At 34.9% G+C, this 23,302-nt stretch carries 24 protein-coding genes; 10 read left to right on the forward strand and 14 right to left on the reverse strand.

The features are described 5' to 3' along the window. Genes NBX25_RS06760 through NBX25_RS06780 form a run of 5 tightly spaced genes read right to left on the reverse strand, consistent with a single transcriptional unit; the run spans position 1 to position 5,958 of the window. Positions 1-774, reverse strand: a complete 774-nt coding sequence (locus NBX25_RS06760; protein ID WP_250253222.1) for a heme ABC transporter ATP-binding protein — start codon at positions 772-774, stop codon at positions 1-3. Next, on the reverse strand, positions 774-1,814 hold the full coding sequence (locus NBX25_RS06765; protein ID WP_123908341.1) for a FecCD family ABC transporter permease: 1,041 nt from the start codon (positions 1,812-1,814) through the stop codon (positions 774-776). The genes NBX25_RS06760 and NBX25_RS06765 overlap by 1 nt, the downstream gene beginning before the upstream one ends. After that, a complete protein-coding gene (locus NBX25_RS06770; protein WP_123908342.1) occupies positions 1,798-2,676 on the reverse strand; it encodes a heme/hemin ABC transporter substrate-binding protein in 879 nt (292 codons plus the stop codon). Before NBX25_RS06770 ends, NBX25_RS06765 begins: the two co-directional genes overlap by 17 nt. A gap of 21 nt (positions 2,677-2,697) precedes the next feature. Beyond that, a complete protein-coding gene (locus NBX25_RS06775; protein WP_250253225.1) occupies positions 2,698-3,831 on the reverse strand; it encodes an HmuY family protein in 1,134 nt (377 codons plus the stop codon). Between the two features lie 12 nt (positions 3,832-3,843). Then, positions 3,844-5,958 (reverse strand): TonB-dependent receptor plug domain-containing protein, encoded by a 2,115-nt coding sequence (locus NBX25_RS06780; protein ID WP_250253226.1) that lies wholly within the window; start codon positions 5,956-5,958, stop codon positions 3,844-3,846. Between the two features lie 94 nt (positions 5,959-6,052). Here NBX25_RS06780 and NBX25_RS06785 point away from each other — a divergent pair, with 94 nt between their 5' ends. Both NBX25_RS06785 and NBX25_RS06790 read left to right on the forward strand, forming a co-directional pair. After that, complete coding sequence (locus NBX25_RS06785) at positions 6,053-6,868, forward strand: T9SS type A sorting domain-containing protein (RefSeq protein WP_250253227.1); 816 nt, start codon at positions 6,053-6,055, stop codon at positions 6,866-6,868. A gap of 185 nt (positions 6,869-7,053) precedes the next feature. After that, entirely contained in the window at positions 7,054-8,346 is a 1,293-nt protein-coding gene (locus NBX25_RS06790; protein ID WP_250253235.1) for a T9SS type A sorting domain-containing protein, read from the forward strand. Between the two features lie 76 nt (positions 8,347-8,422). On the opposite strand, the gene NBX25_RS06795 is transcribed toward NBX25_RS06790, so the two are convergent. From NBX25_RS06795 to NBX25_RS06805, 4 genes are all read right to left on the reverse strand, one after another. Continuing rightward, positions 8,423-8,713, reverse strand: coding sequence for a putative quinol monooxygenase (locus tag NBX25_RS06795; RefSeq protein WP_250253237.1), 291 nt, complete (start codon positions 8,711-8,713; stop codon positions 8,423-8,425). An 89-nt stretch (positions 8,714-8,802) separates the two neighbouring features. Next, complete coding sequence (locus tag NBX25_RS06800; RefSeq protein ID WP_250253240.1) at positions 8,803-9,690, reverse strand: sulfite exporter TauE/SafE family protein; 888 nt, start codon at positions 9,688-9,690, stop codon at positions 8,803-8,805. After that, positions 9,684-9,815, reverse strand: a complete 132-nt coding sequence (locus NBX25_RS24660) for a hypothetical protein (protein ID WP_262697004.1) — start codon at positions 9,813-9,815, stop codon at positions 9,684-9,686. Before NBX25_RS24660 ends, NBX25_RS06800 begins: the two co-directional genes overlap by 7 nt. Before the next feature lie 88 nt (positions 9,816-9,903). Further along, a complete protein-coding gene (locus NBX25_RS06805) occupies positions 9,904-10,311 on the reverse strand; it encodes an RrF2 family transcriptional regulator (RefSeq protein ID WP_109712849.1) in 408 nt (135 codons plus the stop codon). 140 nt (positions 10,312-10,451) lie between these two features. Between NBX25_RS06805 and NBX25_RS06810 the strand changes: the two genes are divergently transcribed. From NBX25_RS06810 to NBX25_RS06825, 4 genes are all read left to right on the forward strand, one after another. Beyond that, complete coding sequence (locus NBX25_RS06810) at positions 10,452-10,880, forward strand: DUF4268 domain-containing protein (RefSeq protein WP_123860035.1); 429 nt, start codon at positions 10,452-10,454, stop codon at positions 10,878-10,880. A gap of 108 nt (positions 10,881-10,988) precedes the next feature. Further along, the gene (locus NBX25_RS06815; RefSeq protein ID WP_250253241.1) at positions 10,989-11,627 is read left to right on the forward strand and encodes a hypothetical protein; all 639 of its coding nucleotides are present in this window, start codon (positions 10,989-10,991) and stop codon (positions 11,625-11,627) included. 37 nt (positions 11,628-11,664) lie between these two features. Beyond that, positions 11,665-12,483 (forward strand): DUF2314 domain-containing protein, encoded by an 819-nt coding sequence (locus NBX25_RS06820; protein WP_250253242.1) that lies wholly within the window; start codon positions 11,665-11,667, stop codon positions 12,481-12,483. Between the two features lie 244 nt (positions 12,484-12,727). Further along, the gene (locus NBX25_RS06825; protein WP_250253243.1) at positions 12,728-13,486 is read left to right on the forward strand and encodes a T9SS type A sorting domain-containing protein; all 759 of its coding nucleotides are present in this window, start codon (positions 12,728-12,730) and stop codon (positions 13,484-13,486) included. Positions 13,487-13,616: 130 nt separating this feature from the next. Here NBX25_RS06825 and NBX25_RS06830 read toward each other — a convergent pair whose 3' ends face one another. Next, positions 13,617-15,014, reverse strand: coding sequence for a phosphatidylinositol-specific phospholipase C (locus NBX25_RS06830; protein ID WP_250253244.1), 1,398 nt, complete (start codon positions 15,012-15,014; stop codon positions 13,617-13,619). A gap of 429 nt (positions 15,015-15,443) precedes the next feature. On the opposite strand from NBX25_RS06830, the gene NBX25_RS06835 reads away from it, so the two are divergent. The 3 genes from NBX25_RS06835 (at position 15,444) to NBX25_RS06845 (ending at position 17,808) form a co-directional block, all read left to right on the forward strand. After that, positions 15,444-16,181: a hypothetical protein gene (locus tag NBX25_RS06835; RefSeq protein WP_250253245.1), complete on the forward strand. Its 738-nt coding sequence runs from the start codon at positions 15,444-15,446 to the stop codon at positions 16,179-16,181. A 135-nt stretch (positions 16,182-16,316) separates the two neighbouring features. Continuing rightward, positions 16,317-17,510 (forward strand): serine hydrolase domain-containing protein, encoded by a 1,194-nt coding sequence (locus NBX25_RS06840; protein WP_250253246.1) that lies wholly within the window; start codon positions 16,317-16,319, stop codon positions 17,508-17,510. Between the two features lie 148 nt (positions 17,511-17,658). Further along, positions 17,659-17,808, forward strand: coding sequence for a hypothetical protein (locus NBX25_RS06845; RefSeq protein ID WP_250253247.1), 150 nt, complete (start codon positions 17,659-17,661; stop codon positions 17,806-17,808). Between the two features lie 38 nt (positions 17,809-17,846). On the opposite strand, the gene gldG is transcribed toward NBX25_RS06845, so the two are convergent. The 4 genes from gldG to kbl all read right to left on the reverse strand — a co-directional run bounded on the left by gldG (position 17,847) and on the right by kbl (position 22,258). After that, positions 17,847-19,523, reverse strand: a complete 1,677-nt coding sequence (gene gldG / locus NBX25_RS06850) for a gliding motility-associated ABC transporter substrate-binding protein GldG (protein ID WP_250253248.1) — start codon at positions 19,521-19,523, stop codon at positions 17,847-17,849. A 3-nt stretch (positions 19,524-19,526) separates the two neighbouring features. Beyond that, positions 19,527-20,255, reverse strand: coding sequence for an ABC transporter permease (locus tag NBX25_RS06855; protein WP_123860017.1), 729 nt, complete (start codon positions 20,253-20,255; stop codon positions 19,527-19,529). Between the two features lie 64 nt (positions 20,256-20,319). Then, positions 20,320-20,871: a CopD family protein gene (locus NBX25_RS06860; protein WP_123908361.1), complete on the reverse strand. Its 552-nt coding sequence runs from the start codon at positions 20,869-20,871 to the stop codon at positions 20,320-20,322. A 190-nt stretch (positions 20,872-21,061) separates the two neighbouring features. Further along, a complete protein-coding gene (gene kbl / locus NBX25_RS06865) occupies positions 21,062-22,258 on the reverse strand; it encodes a glycine C-acetyltransferase (RefSeq protein ID WP_123908363.1) in 1,197 nt (398 codons plus the stop codon). Positions 22,259-22,416: 158 nt separating this feature from the next. Here kbl and NBX25_RS06870 point away from each other — a divergent pair, with 158 nt between their 5' ends. After that, entirely contained in the window at positions 22,417-23,295 is an 879-nt protein-coding gene (locus NBX25_RS06870) for a cupin-like domain-containing protein (protein ID WP_250253249.1), read from the forward strand. The last annotated feature ends 7 nt before the right edge of the window (positions 23,296-23,302 follow it).

The following is a 23,302-nucleotide window of genomic DNA, read 5'->3' on the forward strand; positions in this document are numbered from 1 at the left end:
TTATCCGAAAATGATCATTGGGTTATTCGTAACAGGATGTTCACAGATGGTACATGGAAAGTTATAAGCATGGCTGATATTTTCTGCTGTAAAAACTTCCTGTGGTGTTCCATAAGCTGAAACCTGTCCTGATTTCATTAATAAAATTTTATCCGCAAATTGAGCGGCTAGATTCAGGTCATGAAGAACAACAATCGCACTGTTTGTTTTTTTGGTGAAATTTTTGATAATTTCCAGTGCCTTATATTGATGTTTTACATCCAGATTATTCAGAGGTTCATCCAGAAAAACCAATTTGTGGGCAATATCATTTTCCAGCTGTGCCATTACTCTTGAAAGATGCACCCTTTGTTTTTCTCCTCCTGAAAGAGAGTTATATTCTCTTTCTTTCAGATGAAAAATATCTGTTTCATACATCTTATTATTCATGGCTTCAAGATCTTTTTTTCCGGGCTGTGCATCAAAATAAGGATACCTTCCCATCATGACAACATCTTTTACTTCAAGAGGAATATCATTACTGTTATGCTGTGAAAACTTTGCTTTATGCATAGAAAGTTCTTTTACATTCCAGTCTTCAATAGGTTTATCTTTAAATAATACTTTTCGTTTCTCAGATTTCACTTCATGAGCCAAAACACTTAAAAGACTTGATTTTCCAGCTCCATTAGGACCTACAATGGCTAAAAATTCTCCGTAATCCAATGAGACATCTACCCCATCCAGAATACGGAACTCTTTATGTTTATAGTTAATTTGATGTGCTTTGATCATTACAGTGATTTTTTAAATTTAACCAAAATAGCGATAAAAATAGGTCCCCCCATTAAAGCGGTCAAAATCCCGATCGGTAATTCTGAAGGTTCTACAATACTTCTGCTGAAGGTATCTGCTGTCAGAAGCAAAATACTTCCAAATACGGCAGACAAAGGCAGGATAAAAGTATAATTGGATTTGAACAAAAGTCTTAAGATATAAGGTACGATAAGACCTACAAAGCCAATGGTTCCTGAAAATGCAACACAACTTCCCACCATCAATGCAACAATAATAATGATCTGCTTCTTCAGCCTTTCTACATTGATTCCTAAATGCTGCGCATCTTTCTCTCCCAGCATCATGGCATTCAAAGCTTTTCCTTTAGGCAGTAAAATAATATAGGCTCCCATCATGACAATGCCAAGAATAATATTCTTCGTCCATGTTGCTGCAGCTAAACTTCCCAAATTCCAAAATGTCAAATCTCTAAGCTGTTCATCTTTTGATACATATATTAAGAAACCAGTAATAGAAAATCCTATTGCTGTAATAGCAACACCGGTCAACAGCATCATAACCACATTGGTTTTTCCGCCGCTTGTTGAAATTCTGTATACCAGCATCATGGATAAAAAAGATCCTATGAAAGCAGAAATTCCTACCAGCGAAAATTGTACGGCTTCAGGAAGATATTCTTTAAAATGTCCTCCTAAAACAATGGCAATGGCAGCCAATAGGGTCGCACCTGAGGTAAGACCTATTAAATCTCCTGTTGCCAAAGGGTTTTTGAATAATCCCTGAAGGCTTGTTCCTGAAACAGACAACATACTTCCAATTAAAACAGCCATAATAATTCTGGCTGCCCTTACATCCCATACTACATATTTATCACTCAATGACAAACTGGAATCTCCTTGTATTACTTTTCCTAAAACGTTAAATGCAGATTTACCACCAAAATCGTAAACCCCTGTATTAATAGACCATACTGCTATAATAATAAGCAGTATGGTACTTATTGTCATGTAAAAGTATAGTTTACTTTGCGTTTTCAATTAAAAGTTTGTTTAATCCAACTGCTGCTTCTCCTAGTCTCGGTCCAAAACCTGAAACTAACCCTCCATCCATTGCGATGATTTTCTTATTTTTTCCGGCATTGGTCTGGGAAACTCCCGGCATCTTCAATGCTCCTTCGTTTCCACCTGCTCCCTGTAATCCTGTTTCAAAAAAGAAAAGCACATCAGGATTAGCTTTTACAACCGCTTCCGGAGTTAATGGTTTGAAATCTTCAAATTCATTCACTGCATTTTCACCTCCTGCCAGATTAATTAAAGAGGCCATTGGAGTATTTTTACCTGCTACCATTAGCATATTTCCTCTAGCATAGATAAATAATACTTTCGGTTTTTTAGCTAAGGGCTGAACCTGCTTCAAATCTGCATCAATTTTATCAGTTAATTTCTTATAATCTGTATTTCCAATGGCTTTTGCAACATCTTCAATCAGTTTTTTAGTACCATCAACAGTATATTCCTGCTTAAAGATCTCTGTTTTAATGCCAGAAGCTTTGATTTTCCCCATCAATTCAGGGTTGATATCTTTATCGGAAGCTAGAATTAAAGTAGGACTTACTGCCATGATCGGCTCAATAGTCATTGATCTTACATGTCCAAGATCTTTAGCTGTAGCTTTTAAACTTACAGGATACGTACTGGTAACGTCTGTTCCTACAATTTCTTTTTCGTGACCTAAGGCACTTACAATTTCTGTAATTCCACCATTTAAGGTGACGATTTTATTGTTGCTTTTTGGAGCTTCAGAAGTCGCTTCCGTTGTATTTTCTTTTTGAGCACCTTCTTCTTTTTTGCAAGAATACACTGCTACAAGAACAGAAGCTGCAAGGATAAATTTCTTCATGATATACTATTATTTGATTTATTATAATGGATCGAATGCGAAAGATGTAAAGCCACGCTCTCCTTTTAAATTCTTCATAGAAGTGAATTTCAGTTTAAAATAAAAACCGTTTGGGTCTTTCAGAATAAAGAAACGATCTGAATATACAAATGGAACAGGATTATCTGCTGTCCCGGTAGTTGTTCTCCATTTATCTCCAATCGCTCTGTGATCGTTTAAAATAAACTTATTATTGTCCACATCCTTTAATTTAAATGCGGCATACGCTTGTTCAAGATTTCCTGTAACATTTACTTGATATGCTTTCACTCCATCTAGGCTATTAATAGTTACAAAGTCTGCATAAAAGTAACTACCTGCGCTGTTCCCTGGACTCATAAATACTTCATTAGTAAATGTAGTAAAGGCTAAATCCCAGCTTTTTTTCTTAGGCTGAATCTTTGCAGGAGTTCCTGTTTTAAGATTGAAAAAAGCAAAGTTATACTCAGGATCTTTTGTTATGATATACTCTCTAATCCCATCGCTTCCGGCATTAAGATCTGCATAACGAATTTTGTAGCCGTTAGTAGCCCTTAGAATCTGGACTTTCTTCCATCCTCTCGGCTCACCAGATAATGAGACAGAACCCGCTCCAATGTTAGTATCAGGAGGAATTTCTCTTCCTAAATTAATTAAATAAACAGGATTATCCGCATCATTTTCTTTGATCGGTTCAATTCCAGAAGTTTGAGTTAGAAATTGACCATTGGGATTATCTATATACTTCATATTTTCAGCATCAAATGTTCCAACCTGCGCAATATCTTTTAAGTTGGTTACATCCGATTCTCTTACTTTGCTGATATCTTTAGCATTAGGTATTTTAATGACTGTCATGGCAAGAGACCCATTCATAATTACTCTGAAATCATCGCCTGTATAAAATCCTAAGTCCCAATCCGTTCGTTTATTAATAGTTTTTCTAGGCTCTTCTTCATCCTTAACCATATCACTCAGATCAATCCACACCTGATTAGGTTCTGTAGCTCCTCCCACAGGCACATTCACCGAAGAACCGGTAATAGGGGGTGCAGGAACTTTATCTTCATCGGCAGAAATACAAGACTGCGCCGCTAGCATTACAGAAAGAATCGAAAATATTTTAAAATACTTCATAGTAACTTTTATTTAAAATTGAAACGTTAATCTGGCAAAATAGCTTCTGCCATAATATAAATTCACAATACCTGTAGGAGCTGTTGTAGCATGAGCCTCAGCCTTCATCGCTGTAGAATTAATACTGGTAACATCAAAGATATTTTTCACTCCAGCTGAAAGCTCCAGATGATCTTTCCAGAACGGCTGGCTTACAATAAAGTCCATCATATGAAAACCATCTGTTCTTCCAAGCTTAAATCCACTTGTTTCATTTTCAAATACATAAATCCTTCCAGGACCTGTATATTTATAGTAAAGGGCAAATGAAGTTCCCGGATTTTTCAGTTTATAGTTAACTGTAGCTCCTGCCTGTACCTGATACTGATAATCTGTAGGTGAAGTATGATACATTGAGTTCATGGATACCGAAGTTCCCCCTAAAGCACTTCTCAGGGAAAGTGCCAATTGGTCCTTTTTGAAATCAACATTTGCTGAGAATAACATATTTCTATATTTATCCATATTTCTAAACTGGTAAGTAGAAGGATCTTTGATGAGAAGCATTTCTATCTTATCCCTTACATCAAGATATAAACCGCTGACACTATAGGCAATCTTCCAATCATTTCCTGTTGTAAAGCTCTGATCCCAAAATGCTCCTGTAGAGAAACCTTTTTCTGGATTCAGGTCAGGGTTTCCTTGAATGTCATGATTAAGATTTACAAAATAGGTATAAAGCTCTTCATAAGTAGGAAAACGGTTTGCTGTACCAGCCACTAATCTCAAATTTGAATTCTCAGCAATTTTATATCTTGCAGAAAGGGAATAATTAAACTGATTATTGAATTTTTCACTTACTGAAAGCCTTGCACCTGGTCTTACAGAGAACTTATCAGATATATTCCATTCTCCCGAAATAAAGTTTGAGTAGGTAAAAAGAGTTCTGTTGATAGCTTTGGTAAAAAATTTACCGGCGATTAATGAAGCATAACCATCCGTATAATCTAATTCATACCCCAATTGAAAGTCGAAAGTTTTATTATCAAGGAAATTACTGAACATCCCTCTTGAATAAATTACATTTGTCTTATAGTAAGACAGCTCTTCTTCTTTATTGAGAATAGATCTGTTTGGAATATCATAATTATAATCCTGAAACTTTCTATCCTGGTTTTGGTAAGAAAAATCTCCCATATACTGAATATGCCCCAGGTTTGTCTGAATATTAAACTGGTGAATCCATCGGTTGGTATTATATTTTCTGTCCATACTTCGATACAACGCCCCACCGTTTCCGTCATTAAGTGGCTCTACATTCACTTCAGGATTGTAGAAATTGAATCCTTCATTCAAATACGAAAGTTTATAATAGAAGGAAGTTTTATTTTTTGAATATCGAATCAAAGCAGAGGCATCATATTGATCTTTAGGATTCCATTCATATCCTCTTTTAAGATCAGTTTCTAAATATTTATAGCCCATTTTATTTCCTTCATAGCCCATAAACTGATTATGGTTGAAGTTGATATTCGCAAACCAGTTATTATCAATATTATAATCAATATTTATATTCTGGATATGCCTTCCATTTCCTTTTTTCTTGATATCATAGTTGTTTCTTACGGTCTCTTCCTGAGCAGAAGCTCTTACACTGATCTTTTTTGAGCTGCCTTTCTTAGTAATAATATTGATCACCCCGGCAAGTGCTCCATTTCCATATTCTACCCCCATGCTTCCCTTGACAATCTCGATTCTTTCGATATTATTCAATGACAGTTTGGTAAGGTCTATATTACTTCCTAAACCTGTATCTCCTACGACCGGAATATTGTCAATAAGAACTTTAACATAGCTTCCATCCAATCCCATCATAGTGGCTGTAGAATTTCCTGAACGGGTATCCGGAGTGATTTGAATGTTAAGACTTTGATTTAAAACATCAGCTACATTGGTTGCCGCCATGTTTTTGATCTGTTCAGCATCTATTACTTCAACCTTATATATAGATTTGTTAATGGATCGTTGTGTAAATTGCCCTGTAATGACAACTTCTTCTATTTTCTTTTGATTAAGAGAATCCTTTTCTTGTGCATTCATCCAAAAAACAATGGATAATGACAGAACGGAAAGCACCTTCTTCTTCATAAGGGTAAAAATTTCGACAAATATAAAACTTTATTTAGAATGATTAAAAATAAATATATACTTTTGTGTAATAATTCTAAATAAATATAACAGCATGAAACTAAAATTACTTTTAGGAGCATTGATACTTACAGCCTTTACCGCTAAGGCACAAGTATCAACTATCAACGAAAACTTCGATAACTTCACTGCGGGAAACACTACTTTCCCTCAGTTTGGCTGGTCTACCGTGGTAGCCCCACTGGTTATGAATGAAGCCCCATTCCCAGTTCCACCAAGAATGATCGTAACGAACACTAGTTCCAACAGAGCTGTTCAATCATATTCAGGAACAAACCCTACAAATCCATCTTATTTAATTTCTCCACAGATCCAGGCTCCTGCAGGAGACAAAACACTGAAGTTTACAACAACTTTGGTATCTCCATCCCCTGGTCCTGGAACTATTCAGATAGGATTAGCTTCTAATCCTACAGATATGTCAACCTTTGTTCCTGTTGGAAATCCTATTACAGTATCTGCAATTGGAACGATTTTAAATATAAACGTACCTATACCAGCATCTACATCGTCATATCTTGTGTTTAAATTTACACCTTCAGCGATGCACGTAGCTGTACAAATTGATGATGTTGTCTATGATACAACAGGTTCTTTGGCAGTTAATGACAAGGTAATTGCCCAAAATGAAGTTAAGTTCTTTGTTAATGAAGATAATATGTCCCTTGACTTTGTAGCGAAAAAAGATCCTAAAAACATCCAGATCTATTCTTCTGCTGGGTTAAAAGTAGCAGAAGGAAAACTGAACGGACAAAGATTTAATATCAATGGACTTCAGACCGGGGTTTACTTCATCGCTATTGAAACTGCTGAAGGAAAAACCATCCAATCAAAATTCATCAAAAAATAAGGTTTATCAGACTATTATTTGCCTTTAATAAAGCCGGAGGGATCATTCCTTTCGGCTTTTTTATAGCCAAGTTCTAAGATCATTCTAATAAAAACACGACAAAAATCATGTTTTTATTTAGAATGATTAAAAATAATTATATACTTTTGTTGAATCATTCTAAATAAGAATTTAAAAAATAAATTATGAGAACAAAACTATTATTGGCATCGTTGCTTGCTCTTACTGTTCAACAGACTGTGTTAGCGCAGACAGATGCATTAGGGTACACACAAGCAAATATGACGTTGGGAAGTGGGTATCAAAATCGTTCATTCTTTAATTTTTCTGATGGAAATATCGTTTCTCAATCTGCTACTACATGGGATGTAGCATTCTATAGAGTTTCTCCTTATGCAACAGGAACAAGAATTAATGATGCTAAGAACATTGAAGTATATACCGCTGCAACCAGTTTAGCAGAATGGGATAATATCAATATAAACAATGAAGCTTCTTGGGGAGAGCCACTTTATAACCCTGATCAAATTACGGACTGGAGCCAGGGAGCCTTTGAACAGGGTCCTATTACAGGTCCTAACCCCAATATTCCTTCTACAGGATGGGGAGTTTATAATCCGGTGAATCACCATATTAATGGAAAAGCAATTTTTGTTCTAAAATATGCTTCAGGAACTTATATTAAATTTGCTATTGAAGATGCATTTTCAGGATACACTTTTAAATATTCCAAGTGGGATGGTACTGCATGGACACCAACTGAAACAAGAACTTTAGCTAACGGAACTGATGACGCTTATTTCAACTATTTCTCATTTGATACCGGAGCAAAAGTTCCTAATATGGAACCTTCAAAAAATGCGTGGGACTTAGTATTTACAAAATATTTCACCTTCTATAATGGAGTTCAGATGTATCCTGTTGCAGGAGCCATTCAGGGCCCAGGTCTGAAAGTTGCCATGGTAGATCCTGAAACTCAACAGGTAGCTGATGGAAACATTCCTGCAGCCAGTAATTTTTCATCCAATATTACTACAATTGGGCATTCATGGAAAGTGATTACTACTTTGAAGAATAACGTTGTGTATTATGTCAAAAAAGGGAATGATTATTACAGAATGTACTTCACACAAAGTGATGGTTCAAGCACTGGAAACATGTATTTTAAATACAAAAAGATTACCGGATCACTGGGAATTACAGAGGTAAGTAAAAAAGCTTCTTTTGGAATCTATCCGAACCCTACCACTGCGGATAAAAAAGTAACGGTTCTATTTGATGTTAAAGAAAAAGCAAGCAATAAAGGAAGTATAGAAGTATATGACCTAACCGGAAAAAAGGTACATGCTGCTGAATTAACCAATCAGGCAGGGTTCTACAGACAAGATCTTAACCTGGCTCATCTTCCTTCAGGAAATTATCTTGTAAAAATTAACTTTGGAGGAACTTCGGAAACGAAAAAACTTATCGTAAAATAATATTTTACTCAAATACTTTCTATTTTTTCTAATAAAAAGGCGGTCTTCAGAATACTGAAGCCGCCTTTTATTTTCATTAATATATTTTAAAACCTTTGTAAACCTCCACCCCTCTTTCCATGATTTTGGAAGCATCTTTACGGAAGTCCAGCAGGTGATCCTGACCGTTGTGTCTGTTGTGATGATCCACACTCTCCCAAAGTTCAATCAGGAAAAATGTTCCTTTATTGTCTTTATCTTCAACAAGGTCGTACTGTAGGCATCCTTCTTCTTTTCTTGTTTCCTTCACCAGATTTTGAAAAAGCTCTACTGCTTCCATCAGATAATTTTCATTAAACTTAAAAAGTGCAATGATATGTAAGTTCATATTCTAATATTTATTGATGTAAAAGTAGAATATTTTCAAAATCAAATTTATTTTTGATCCATTTATTTTTACATCCACAAGCATATTTTTTAACTGAACACTGATTTATAAATAGTTATAGAACTCATCACAATCACCAAAACTCCAATGACCAGAAACATTTTCTTCACCGGAAGCTTTGCAGTAAGCATTGCGGAAAAAGGAGCGGTAATAATTCCACCTATTAAAAGCCCAAGGATAATATTCCAGTGCTGAATTCCAAGAGTAAAGAAAAAGGTAACAGCGGCTGTAATGGTCAGGATAAATTTCGCAACAGTAGAACTTCCCACTGCAAATCTTGGAGTAAAAGCATTTTTAATAAGTGTTCCGGTTACCAAAGGCCCCCAACCACCACCGGCAAAAGAGTCTATAAATCCTCCAATCACGCCAAGTCTTGTCAGGTTAGTCTTTCTTTTCAATGCTTTACTCTGTTTGTCTTTAAAAGCATTGGAAAGGATTTGGAATCCAAGATATAAAGTATAAAAAGCAATCACTGTTTTAGTGATCTTTGCGTAATACTCGCCAAGATAAGTAAGACTAACAGCCCCTATAATTGCTCCAATGACCGCAGGAACAGCTAATTTCTTCACCAGGCTTATGCTTACATTCTTAAGCTTAATATGACTTGCGCTTCCTGCTGCTGTAGTAAAGCTTTCCGCAGAATGAATACTGGCGCTTACAATATGAGGCGGAATGTTCAGAAACATCAGTGTGGTGGTACAGATCACGCCATAGCCCATCCCCATTGATCCTGCTACAATCTCTGCAAAAACACCCACCAAAAGCATCCAGTAAAAAATATAATGATCTTTTGCCAACATCTGCTGCAACTCATCAAAATAACCCAGCTCATATAGGGAAAAAACGGCTGCTGATACCAGAGCAATCGTTACTAACAATATATTGAGCCTTATCTGAATCTTTTTTGTAATCACCATAGCTCTGAAATTGTAAGTTTGTTTTGTTTATCACTCTCTGAATTGTTTACCGGAACAATAGTTCTGTTCAGCAAATCTCCTGCCCGCCATGAGTTTATAGTACCTGCATCTTCTTTTGGAATCATAATTTATTCTTTTGAAGTCATGCAAATATCCAATAAAAATATTATCCTACAAAACAAGTAGACTATTATTTCAAAAAAAAGGATCAGGTCAGTCGACCAAATCCATTAAAGTTTTTTTCTCAAGAATATTCAGTGAGGCATCTCTAACCTCTATCAATACATCATGTAAGCCACAATGATCTTCGTTGCAGTCTTCACATTTTTCATAGAAGTTGAGACTTACACACGGAAGCATGGCAATGGGACCGTTCACAAGACGGATAATTTTGGCTAATTTCACATTTTCAGGATTTTCCCTCAAGAAGTATCCTCCTCCCTTTCCTTTTTTACTGTCAAGGATCTCCGCTTTTTTCAGTTCAAGCAGGATATTTTCTAAAAACTTTAAAGGTATCTTTTTGTGTTCCGCTATTTCGGAAATAAGAACCGGACCTTCATTTCTTTTTTCTACAAGATATGAAAGTGCCTTAAACGCATATTGAGATTTTTTTGATAGCATCACAGCAAAAATAAGAAAATTGTTTAACATGTTTAACCGAAAAGGTAAAATTGCAAAAGAGCTCATTAATCGCATTATTTTTTATCGTTTTGTTGCATTGCAGTTTTGCCTTTTTCCTATTAAATTGCTATGTTTGTCCTATGTTCAGTAAACAAGAAGCACAACAACTCAAAAAGGAATTTTGGACAGCTTTTGGAAAATCCTTTCCAAGAAAATGGATCCTGTATGATACTAAGATCAAGGATATGTCATTTAAATTCTCTGCAGACAACAAAAAAGCAGAGGTTTCTCTTGAAATCGAAATGAAAGATGAGATTTTTCGTAATGCTTATTATGAAAAGATATGGTCTTTGGAAGATATTTTAAAAGACTTTATCGGAGATTTTCAGAAAGACGAATATTTTACATTGGAAAATGGAAAGGTCATCAGCCGTATTTGGGTAGAAAAACATGGGGTTTCAGTCTTCAATAGAAACACATGGCAGGAAATTTTTGAATTCTTTGTCGAAAAAATGGATGGATTCGAAAGGTTTTATTACGAATATGAGGATTTTATAAAGGACATATAAAATAATTACGAAATAAATACCGTTTTACACTTTGGAAGAAGATAAAAAAGAAAACTATCTTTGCTCTATACCACTTAAACTAATAGATGAAACTAAACATGATTAAAAATGAGAAAAGTGTACAAAAACATTTTTGGAGAAGTCATCTCCAAAAGCAAAGCTACCAAGCTAGATGAATACCATCTGTATTATTACGAAAATGACTCCGATATACTGAAAGAAATTGAATTCATCAACGATGAAAGTATATATAACATCAATTATTTTTTAAATGAAGGAGACAATGAGAATGAAGTTCTGGAATACCTAAAGGAAAAATCTGATTTTTTTGACATCGAAAAAAAGGAAACTGCTGACGGATTCATCATTACTACCAATAAACTATATTCACTGTCTGTAGACGAGAAACCTCTAATCTCCAAAACTGTTTTTAAAACTGACGACCCTGAAAATTTTATATGCTCACAGGTGATTGACAATGAAACTCATGAGCCACAGCTTGAAAGAACAGTAAAATGCTGGTATACTAAGGATGAAAACGGAGAAAAATATGCCGCTATAGAGTGCAGTTATCAGGAAGACGGAAAACTGGAACTTGCTATTGATAAAACATCAGATCCCGATAACGAACAGAACTGGGCTCATTATGATTATGAAACATTTCATGAGCTTCAGAAACAATTCCCCGTGGATATAACCTATTACAAAACGGCCGCATTACTTCCAAAGGAAACCTATCAGAACTAAAAACATTTCAACAATACACCAAACCACAATTTATTATATGGAAGAAAATCCTATATTTTGGGCGGATGGAGATGATCCGCAAATGATTGAAGCGTACAAGAAAGCACAGGAAACTTTTAAATATTTTTGGCGTGAACAATCCTGGGAATACAGAAGAATCATTCCGGGACTTAATGTATCATGTGTAAAAGCTCTTTTTTCAGATACCACCGAAACGGGAGAAACTATTGTTGAACACATGTGGATCAATGATATTGGATTTGACGGTGAGCGTGTAACAGGATATCTGATCAATGAACCCAACACCTTAAAGAATGTTCAGGTGGGAGATTATATTGATATTCCTCTTAGTGGTATCAGTGACTGGCTTTTCGCCATTACTCCCAATGTAAAGAAGCCTAAAGGTCTTTCTAAATTATTCTCATCATCTACAGAACCTCTTCCTAAAGCTTATGGTGGTTTTACCATTCAGAAAATGCGTTCAGATATGTCTGCTTCAGAGAGAAAGGATCATGACAATGCCTGGCAGCTGGATTTTGGTGATTTCAACAATATTCTTATGGTAAACAACCAGGAAGAAGAGCCTGAAAATCTTGTAGAGCATCCTATGAGCAGAAATATGAAAGACGATTTTGCGAAATTCTTACAGGAATACCCGGATGAAATCAAACTTATTGATGACAATGGACAGACCCTTCTTCACCGAGAAACTATTGCCGGAAACTTAACCACAGTACAGACTGCACTGGAAGCCGGAGCAGATAAAACGGTTCAATCTAAAGCGGGAAAAACCGCACTGGATTATGCTAAACAGCTGAATTGGGAACATCTTATTCCAGTATTGGAAAATTATTAATAACTATTAGGAGTAAAAACTTAGAAAAATATTAGACAAAATAAAAGAGAAACTTTACAGCTTCTCTTTTTTATTAAGAACTAAATACATTTAATTTCATCGTCAAAGCTGCTTGATCCATGATTAATTCTAATTATTTTACTATTTTTGTGAAGCTAAATCGTGAAAGAACATAACCATTACTTCCATCATTCTATAAACACTCAAAACAAATAAATTTCAATATTTCATTAAATTCTTAACCATGAAAAAACTTTTATTTTCGATCGCCTTACTAGCGACAGGATTTGCTTTTGGACAAATAAACTTAGTACATACTTTTCCGGCTAACGAAGATGCTGCCGTTTACATTAATGACAATCAGTTATTGTATTGTACACAAGTGATAGATCAACCTATCATAAAAATTTACGGACAAAACTACGATTATATCAAAACGCTTAATATCACAATGCCAGCAGGCTATGAATGGATGATTTTTCATCCCGATTTAGATTATCAGGTTTCTAAAAATATATTCAATACGAATGACAAACTTGAGTTTATCGTCTATTTCCATAAAAGTGGCACACCTGATTCGAAGCTAAAAATCATTGACGAAGATGGTACCATTATCAAAGATTTCCCAGGAACTTACAGGGTTGAATATACCAAAATCTATCACGATCCAATAGATAACACCAACAAGATAAAATTACTTAACGAGACGACTCAGCAAACAGAAATTTATTCATTACCTACGACGGTTCTTGCGAACAAAGAGATTATGACGGTAAAGAATAAATTAGCAGCCTTTCCCATTCCTGCGAAAACTACATTAAAGATCAATAATCCTCAAAACAATGCTAGTAAAGTTGAAGTTTTTGATACAACAGGAAAGTTGGTGATTAACCAGGCTTTTTCCAGCCATGATGATCTTATTACCCTGAATGTACAAAATCTAACTAATGGTCTTTACATTTATAAAATCGGAGATTTAAGCTCTAAGTTTATCAAAGAATAAAATTAAAATACTCATTAACAAAAAAAGAGAAACGTTATAGTTTCTCTTTTTTTATCTACATATTATGGTATAAAACCACAGATATAACGTTTGAGTAAAGTATTTTTAACCAATTTTGTGCTTAAAAAAATTAATGATTGGATTGGATAATATTATCAACCAACCCGTTTTCAATTGGATTTCCACCACCGTTGTTATAAAAATCGAGTGGGATGATTCCCAATCTTTTCTTTCCTGAATATTGGGTATACTGTTTCAGCCATGGATTCATGGCCGGATCAACTCCTGAGCCTCCCCACGCATATTGATAAGGAGTATGATGAAAGACGCCATAGGCAATACTGTTAAAGCTTACATACAGAACAGCATCATTATTAGCATTTTTCTGCATAGCCCGTTCCAGGTTTTCCTGTACATATTTTACTTTTTTGTGGGTATCATAACTTTCATAATTATCCTCAATATAGAATTTCTGTCCATTGGCATTCGTTGTTTCAAAAGTCGTATCATCCTGCCATGCTCCAAACCTCACTCCTACTTTATTTTTATCAATTCCTGAGTTTCCTGCATTAAGTTCGAATCTATATAAAAAGAGAATTTTTCCTTTCGTTTCATTTAATTTTGGAATGGCGTTTCCCTGAAAGTAAAGGGTATTGTATTTTTTAAGGTATTGAATGAAATTATCAGAAATGTCCTGGCCGCTTTTCTCATTATTTACAGACATTAAAATAGTTTCAGACGGATGATCCTTTAAAAACGCCTGACAGGCATCCAATACATTACCAAAAGTAACTCCACAGGAAATAATACCATGATAAAGATCTAGCGGATCAGAAGAATTGGACGAATTCACGAGTCTGATATCCAGAAAACGAATCCCATTTTCCAATTGTTGTCTAATGTCATAGTTCTGACACCTTGCTCCAAATGATGCAGAAGAAATTTTATACGTTCCTGAATCGTGTGTCCCGGGGATACTTAAAGCTTTCAGTGAGACATTTTGATCCAATTTACTCATCCACTCCGACTCATTTAACTTAAGATAAAACTGATTCACACCGGACACTGAAACATTACAGTTAAAATGCATATTACCATCTGTTTTTAAGATATAGGTACCCGATATCTTTTTAATATTTCGGCTCCCAATCCACCAGTTATTCTCCAATTTTGAATTGTGCCCCTGCCCAATCTGTACATCACGAAGCTCACAATGCCTGTTCTGGTAATCGAAAGATAAGATGCAGGTAAATGCAAAGTTCAATTTAGCCGGCAAAGCATCATTAGAGCTGCATCCAATAGCATCACCTCCTGATATCTTACTTTTGAACCATTGAGCCACCGTATCGGTGCCGTGTCTTCCGGCCTGGACGTCAATTTCCCAAGTATTTCCGGATTTCTGAATAATATCCGGCGTATTTTCCCAAGGTTGCCCAGAGGAAACGCTATGATCTGTAATGACCATTTTTAAGTTACTCACTCCCTCCATCATCTGGAGAAGAAATCTGTTGTGTTGTTTTGTTGGCATGATATGATGATTTAGTGATATTTCCGAAGAAAGCAGATAGATTAGCCTATCCTGCCAGACAAAATTAGATGGAATACAAGCACTTTCATAGCGTATAAATACCTGTTTTGAATTCGGGTATTTTTACTTAATTATAAATAAAAACCATAACTCATTTTATTGCTTTTTCTTGCTTATTTATAAACAATTTAATACAGTATATTTTTCACACCCTATTAGAATTAATTGAATAATATTTTATATTTTTAGTCTGCCCACAAAATCAATTATAAAAGCTTAGAAGAGGCCTGTTAAAGTCTTTTCTTAATTAATTTAATAATATGAAATTTTCTCTTATATTTAGTTATTTTTGTTTTTACATTAACTTCATGTAAAAAGAACTATATTATTTATTATAACAAAGTAAATCAAATAGACAGCATTTACAGAATGGCTAATAATCCTAATTTGGCCATTCAGCAATATCAAGAACTTTTTAAAGAATTCGAACCTAAAAATCAGGAAAGAATTGAAGAATATTCCACTTATCTTATACTTTCGGACAAATACAATAAAGATTTTGGAGGAAAAAAAAGCCTATATAAATTAATTCCTTTGATATCTCCCTACGATAATGAATATAAAAAATACTTACCCTTATTTAAAAAATATGATATAGACAGTACAGAAGTTATACAGAAAATAGCAGACTGGAAAAAAGAATTGAATCAACAATTAATAGATTCTTTTCGTGTTGCCTTCAAAAGAGACCAACTAGGAAGACCATTTGATACAGCACTGGTGAGAAGAAATGTAGAAAAAAATGCAGCTCTTTTCAAATGGACCTTTGAAAAATTTGGGTTTCCTTCACAACAGAAGATAGGCAGTTTTCCTATGCTTACATTGCTAAGTCATACAGCCGACTCTAAAAGTTCTTACCCTTATTTCGAAAAGAAGGTACTTGAATATATCAAATCAGGAGACTGCCCGCCGCTATATTACTCTATGATGGTTGATGGTGGCAAACATTATTTAGGTAAAAGTACCTACTATGGAATGGGACGTTCCTTTCTAAAAGAAATAGATTCTACAACCATAAACAAACACAGAAAAAGCATAGGACTGCCTTCACTAAAGCATGCTGAAAAACTAAAAAAGGACTATTTTTCAGGCTTTAAAAAAGAATGATATTAATGCAGTAGAGAAGTATTTTCTTAATAACCCGTAACAAAACATATTACTCAAATGTCTTATTATTAAAATCTTATGATAAAAAGTATCATCTTTTTAATAGTTTCTCTTTCTTTGATTTCATGTCACGGCATGAAAAACAATTCAACTTCTGCTTATCATAAAGTTCAGGATTCTTTAGATGTGGACATCAACAAAATATATCAACAAGGAAATTTTAATGGTTTTTCAGTGGCTATAGTTAATGATCAATCCACTCTTTATCAAAAAGGATTTGGCTTTTCAGATATAAAAGAAAAGAAACCCTACACCCTCAATACCATTCAAAATATTGCTTCTGTTTCTAAAACATTAGTTGGAATCGCTCTTTTGAAAGCTCAGGAATTGGGAAAACTGAAATTGGATGATCCGATACAAAAGTATTTACCATTTAAAACTGTGAATCCTAATTTTCCTCAGAAAACCATCACTATCCGCCAACTCGCTACCCATACTTCTTCTATTCTGGATAATGAATTTTATTTATCAAAAAATTACTTTCTAAAGCCCAAACAAAACCTGAATGGAGCAAAGCTTACTTTTGATGATGAGCAAGTATTCAATCCTTCTGATTCTATCTTGACAATGGGTTCTTTTTTAGAAAATGTGTTATCAGAACATGGAAAATGGAATGAAAATAGTTTTTCCACTCATAAACCAGGAGAAATCTATGAATATTCTAATGTGGGAACTGCATTAGCTGCTTTTATTATTGAGCAGGCAACCGGTCAGGAATTCAGTGCGTTTACCAAAGAATATATTCTGAAACCTTTACAAATGAACGATTCAGGATGGAAATTCGAAGATATTCAGTTTTCTAAATTCTCAAGACTTTATGAAAATCCTAAAACGGTTCTGCCTTATTATCTTTCAGCAACTTATCCTGACGGAGGATTTATCACCAATATTTCTGATTTAAGTAAATATTTAACTGAATTAATCAAAGGATACAATGGAAAAGGTACAATCCTGAACCCAAAAAGCTATAAAGAATACTTCACACCACAACTTACTGCTACGAATTTTACCGAAAGAAATACTCAAAATCCTTACAACGAATCTTACAATGTAGGAATATTCATGGGATTTGGTTATACAGGCTATATTGGTCATACAGGTGGAGATCCTGGGGTAATGTCGATGCTATTTTTTGATCCTAAAAATAATTTAGGTAGAATTATGATCTTCAATACTAATTTCTCAGATAAGAAAGGCAATGATGCTTTTTATGGAATATGGAATGTGTTGGAGAAATATCAGTTACATTTGAATAAGAAAAACAATTAAAATGGGACTTCCAAAAAAGGCTTCAAGAAATATAATAATTAATGATATTGAATACAGTTGACTCGCTTCAGGAAATGATGATATTATTAACTTGATTATTACACAAAAAGAAAATTCCGGGCAAAAATTATTTGCTCATTTCGATTATATGATTTTAACAGAACATGAAAATATTCGGATGGAAATTACTCCTGAAGTGGTAAGAAAAGTTATTGAATATGGAATCTTGAATGGCTGGAAGGGAGATGAAAAAGGAAAAAATGTAGATCTTGGGATCATGAATGATAAACTATATTAACTATAAATAAAAAGAGAAGCTCAATAGCTTCTCTTTTATTATTTATATCCAAATTTCTTCTTTCTCAGCCAGAAGAATAATCCTCCGATAAGGCCAATAACCATCAATGGAAGCAATAAATTCAGCCATTGCCAATTGGTTTTCTCTTCTTCTATCCTGTGTCTGTCAAGAAGTCTTTCTTCGATGTTTCTGTTTCTTAATTCCATCAGATTACTGTCATCCAATAGATAATCCAAAGCATTTCTAAGGAACTGTTCATTTCCAAACTGTTCATTTGTCAGCATGTCTACTCCCAATGGAAGTGGTTTTCCTTTAATGACTTTATTACGTCCTATATCTCCGTCTGCAATAACGATCATTTTATTTTCAGGACTTTCTGCTTTAAAACCAGGATACGATTTTCTTTCAATCCTTGAAGCATACGCAGAGTTAAATTTCCCTTCTAATGCTACCGCAAAAATCTTTGGAGTACTTGGTTTCTCCATTTGTCCGAGGCTGTCTACAGTGGCAATTTCTTTCAGATCAACATAATTCGGAACCTGTTTCAGCAATGTTCTTTCACTGGATTCGAAAAGAACTTTTGTTTTTATATTCTTTCTTCCCCCCAATGTATCAATAGAAGTTGGGAATTCGAATTTTACCGGGTTGATATTTTTAGTAATCGGATTATTATTTTCAGCAATTCCAAGAGGGAAATAAGGCCATGGCAGGCTTGTAAACTGAGGATTTCCACTTACCTCTCCCGTTACCAGCTTCAGCAGTGCATATTTCTTCACATCCTTCACCAACGCAGTATTGATTCTTAGTCCGTAATTGAAAAAGAAGTCAGTCATATTGATATCCACCGGGAAAGGCATTACTTTTTTAGATCTTGTCAGGGTATCCATTTCAGCATTTACCGCATCAATCATCCAAAGTGTTTTCCCACCATTCATGATATATTGGTCAAGAATTACCTTTTCATTATCTGTAAAGGCTTTTCTAGGTTTTGCAATCACTAAAGCACTCATCTGCTTCAATAAAGGCAGGTCCTGAAGGCTAAGTTCGACTTGATTTTTAGGAATAATAGGTCCTGCATCGTAATTTTCCAATGCCAGCTGCATAAATCCCTGAAACTCATCCGGACTTAATTCGTCCTGATTGATCAGAACACCTACTTTTTTCCTTTTATCAGCAGCAATATTCTTGATGTTTGAAACCAGGTTATATTCTAATCCTTCTATAGATCTTGTAAGCTGTTGATCTGCATCTATTCCTGTCTGCTGTACAATCAAAGGAATAGAAACTCCTGTTTTATTATACCTGATCACTGCATACGGATAAATTGTAATCTGAGTAAATTTTCCATCCTTAGAATCCGGCAGGAAAGAAGCCTGCATACCCATTGCTGCCAAACTATCTTCCGGGATTTTAGGTCTCAATGGATCTATGAACTTGAAATCAATTTTCGGATTAATTTTCCTGAATTCCTCCAGCATAAACTTCGTTTCTCCCTGAAGCTGTTTAAAGCTTGCCGGGAAATCACCTTCAAGATAAACCTCTACAGTCAAAGGTTTTTTAACGGATTCCAGTACTTTAATGGTACTCTCAGAAAGGGTATATCTTTTTTCTTTTGTTAAATCAAATCTTATTCCTGAATAGGTAAGAATAATAACCAAAGGGATAATCGCAATTAAGAAAATCCCCAATGGAGATTTAGTATTGATCTTCTTCATACGCTACTTCTTTTTGTTAATAAAATGATTAGACAATACTAATGATGCGCTGATGACCAGAATAAAATAGGCAACATCCTTTACATCTATAAGACCTCTTGTGAAGCCCAGGAAATGCTGGTAAAAACCTATATTCTGCAGGATAAAATCTGCTCCGCCCAAAAGTTTATAACTTGCCAGCTGTTCGATTCCAAAATACATGATAAAGCACATGAAAACGCCTAGCAGATAAGCCATAATCTGATTCTGTGATAATGAAGAAGCTAAAATTCCGATTCCTGAAAAAGCTGCGATTAAAATAATCAGCCCGATATAACTTCCCAAGGTCATTCCAAGGTCAATATTACCTTCCGGAACTCCAAGAACATATACAGTATAAAGGTAAACTAGTGATGGAATCAGGCATAAAATCCCAACAATCCATACAGACAGGAATTTTCCTGTTACCAGTTCTGAAACTTTTAAAGGTTGTGAAAACAGCCAGTTCAGCGTTCCCGTTTGTTGTTCTTCAGCAAAAGTTTTCATGGAAAGCGCCGGAATAATGAACATCAAAAGCCATGGAACTAACACAAAATAGCTTTGCAGCGACGCTGCCCCGATCTCAAAAATATTAGAATCGTTGTCGAAAAAGAACAGAAATAGAGTTCCTATTAAACTGAAAGCGGCAATAATTACCCATGCACTCCAGTTTCCAAAGTAACTCCAAAGTTCTTTCTTTAAAATTGCAATCATAGTTTTTTAGTAAAATGTAAAAAGTAAAAAAGCGTAAGACACACTTATTCTTTCACTTAAACAATTATTTGTTTTTTTTATTCTTATTAACAAGTTTTACGGTCATCATAATCAGAAATACAAGAACGAAAAATCCTGCAATTAATTGCCACCAGTATTCAATTGCCATCGATTTCAGGATTACAGTAAACACCACCAGGAATAAAATAAAAGTAGCAATTTCGTTAGCCTGTCTTAACTTGATATTCGCTGTTTCCAGTGTATTTCCGTTCAACGCTTTCAGTTTCAACACTTTTTTCCAGCACCAGTAGTGGTAGACGGCAAGCCCGATCAGGAAGGTCAGCTTTAAATGAAACCATCCCATTTTCATCAGCCCCGGATTTAAAAAGATCATAACCAATCCGCATACTGCCATAATGACTCCGGCAGGCACGGTGATAATATTCCATAGCCTTCTGGCCATAAATGTATACTGCTCCCTCAGAATTTTCTTTTTTTCTTCAGGAAATTCATCGGTATCCTTATAGTAAACAAAAAGTCTTACGAGATAAAAAATTCCCGCAAAATAACTTACCATAAAAATGATGTGCAGCGCTTTGATGATTGTATAAAGCATTCAGAAAAAATTAACAGCAAAGATAAGCTTATTCTATAATTTTTAAAAATAATTTTCTTTTGATTGGGAAAAGCTAATATTCCGATCAAAAGTCATTTAAAATTATATCTATATAAAATGCTTCGGTTCGGGGCGGCTTTGCCGCCCCGAACCGAAGCTTATATTTCATTGATTTTATTCAACTCAGAAATTAAGAGATCACTCCCAATTCTTTTCCTACTTTTTCAAAAGCGGCAATCGCTTTATCCAAATGTTCTTTGGTATGAGCAGCAGATAGCTGAACTCTGATTCTTGCTTTTCCTTTTGGTACTACCGGATAGAAGAATCCAATCACATAGATTCCTTCGTCCATTAGTTTTTCAGCCATTTTCTGAGAAAGCGGTGCATCATACAACATTACCGGAACAATCGCAGCATCTCCATCAGGAATATCAAATCCTTTAGCTTTCATTTCTGTTCTGAAATAGTCTGCATTTTCCATTACCTTATCACGAAGAGAAGTATCATCAGAAATCATATCCAATACTTTCAAAGCAGCTCCTACAATTCCAGGTGCTAATGAATTGGAGAATAAGTAAGGACGGGAACGCTGTCTCAGCATATCGATGATCTCCTTTTTACCAGAAGTAAATCCACCTAAAGCGCCACCCAAAGCCTTTCCTAAGGTAGAGGTAATAATATCTACTCTACCCATTACTTCATTCGCTTCATGCGTTCCTCTCCCTGTTTTCCCGATAAATCCGGTTGCGTGGGAATCATCAACCATTACCAAAGCATCATATTTATCTGCAAGATCACAAACTCCTTTCAGGTCTGCCACAATTCCGTCCATTGAGAAAACACCATCCGTTACAATAATTTTGAAACGGTGATTTTTTTCTGAAGCAGCAATTAATTGAGCTTCAAGATCAGCCATATTGTTATTTTTATAACGATATCTTGCTGCTTTACAAAGACGTACTCCATCAATAATTGAGGCATGGTTCAGTTCATCAGAAATAATAGCATCTTCTTCTGTAAATAAAGGTTCAAAAACACCACCATTTGCATCAAAAGCGGCAGCATAAAGAATGGTATCTTCAAGTCCTAAGAAATCAGCAATCTTTTTCTCTAAATCTTTGTGAATATCTTGAGTTCCACAGATGAAACGTACAGATGACATTCCGTAACCATGAGACTGGATCATATCCTGGGAAGCTTTCATGACCTCCGGATTGTTGGATAATCCAAGATAATTATTGGCACAAAAGTTCAAAAGCTTTTTTCCGTTGGCTTCAATTTCTGCACTTTGTTGAGAAGTAATGATTCTTTCTCTTTTAAAAAGTCCGTCATTCTCAATATTTTGAAGTTCGTTCTGTAAATGTTGAAGGTATTTTTCAGAAATCATTTTTAGTAATTTTTTAGATGTGCTAATTTACTAAAAAGGCAGTAAAATAAAACCTTTTATCCCCTTAATTCTAAAATTTGATCTTTAGTTTCATTTTTAACATTATTAGTCTACTAATTTAGTAGGATAATATTTATATTTGTTTAAAATTTCTGAATATGCAATTGATTCCGGTAAAGAAAACAAAGAAACTCGTTTCAAGAAACTTTATAACCCACCACATGAAAGCTCAGGTTCCTGTCATTATTGAAGATTTTGTAGATCCCGAAAGCCCGGCATTCAAAAAATGGAACTATGAATATTTCAAAGAAATAGCCGGCAATCAAAAGGTAGATATTTACGGCAGTGAAATGGACTCTATGGACAGAGTGGCCAGCCAGCCTATAGCACAGACTACATTCTCAGAATATCTTGACCTGATAGACTCCACTCCTACTGAGCATCGATTATTTCTATTTAATTTACTAAGCATAAAACCGGAGCTTAAAAATGATATCATCTATAATGATGTTACCAATGGTAAAATATTAAAATGGTTACCTTTTATGTTCTTCGGAGGCCAGGGTTCTGCTACCCGGAATCATATTGACATTGACATGTCCCACGTTTTCATCACACAGTTTGAGGGAATTAAAAGAATCTGGCTATTTCCCTGGGAACAATCTGATCTGATGTATAAATTACCTTATAATTTCCATAGTTTGCCTAATATAAAGACACCAGATTACCGGCAGTATCCAGCCTTACTTTATTTAAATGGGTATGAAGCCATCCTTCATCCAGGGGAAACCCTTTATATTCCGTCCGGATGGTGGCATTATATACAATATGAAACCGGAGGATATTCCGTATCAGTCAGAGCGCTGCCATCAAGCCTTCTTGAAAAGTGGCGTGGGTTTAAAAACCTGGTCATCACAAGAAATTTTGATAATATTATGCGAAATATCTTTAAAGAAAAATGGTTCAGGTACAAAGTAAAAGCAGCAAAGAAAAGGGGCACAAAAGCTTTTAAAAAACAAAAAAGCTTTCTGATATGAAAGCTTT

Origin of the sequence: Chryseobacterium sp. Marseille-Q3244 (assembly GCF_940807095.1) — a bacterium.
Taxonomy (GTDB): Bacteria; Bacteroidota; Bacteroidia; order Flavobacteriales; family Weeksellaceae; genus Chryseobacterium.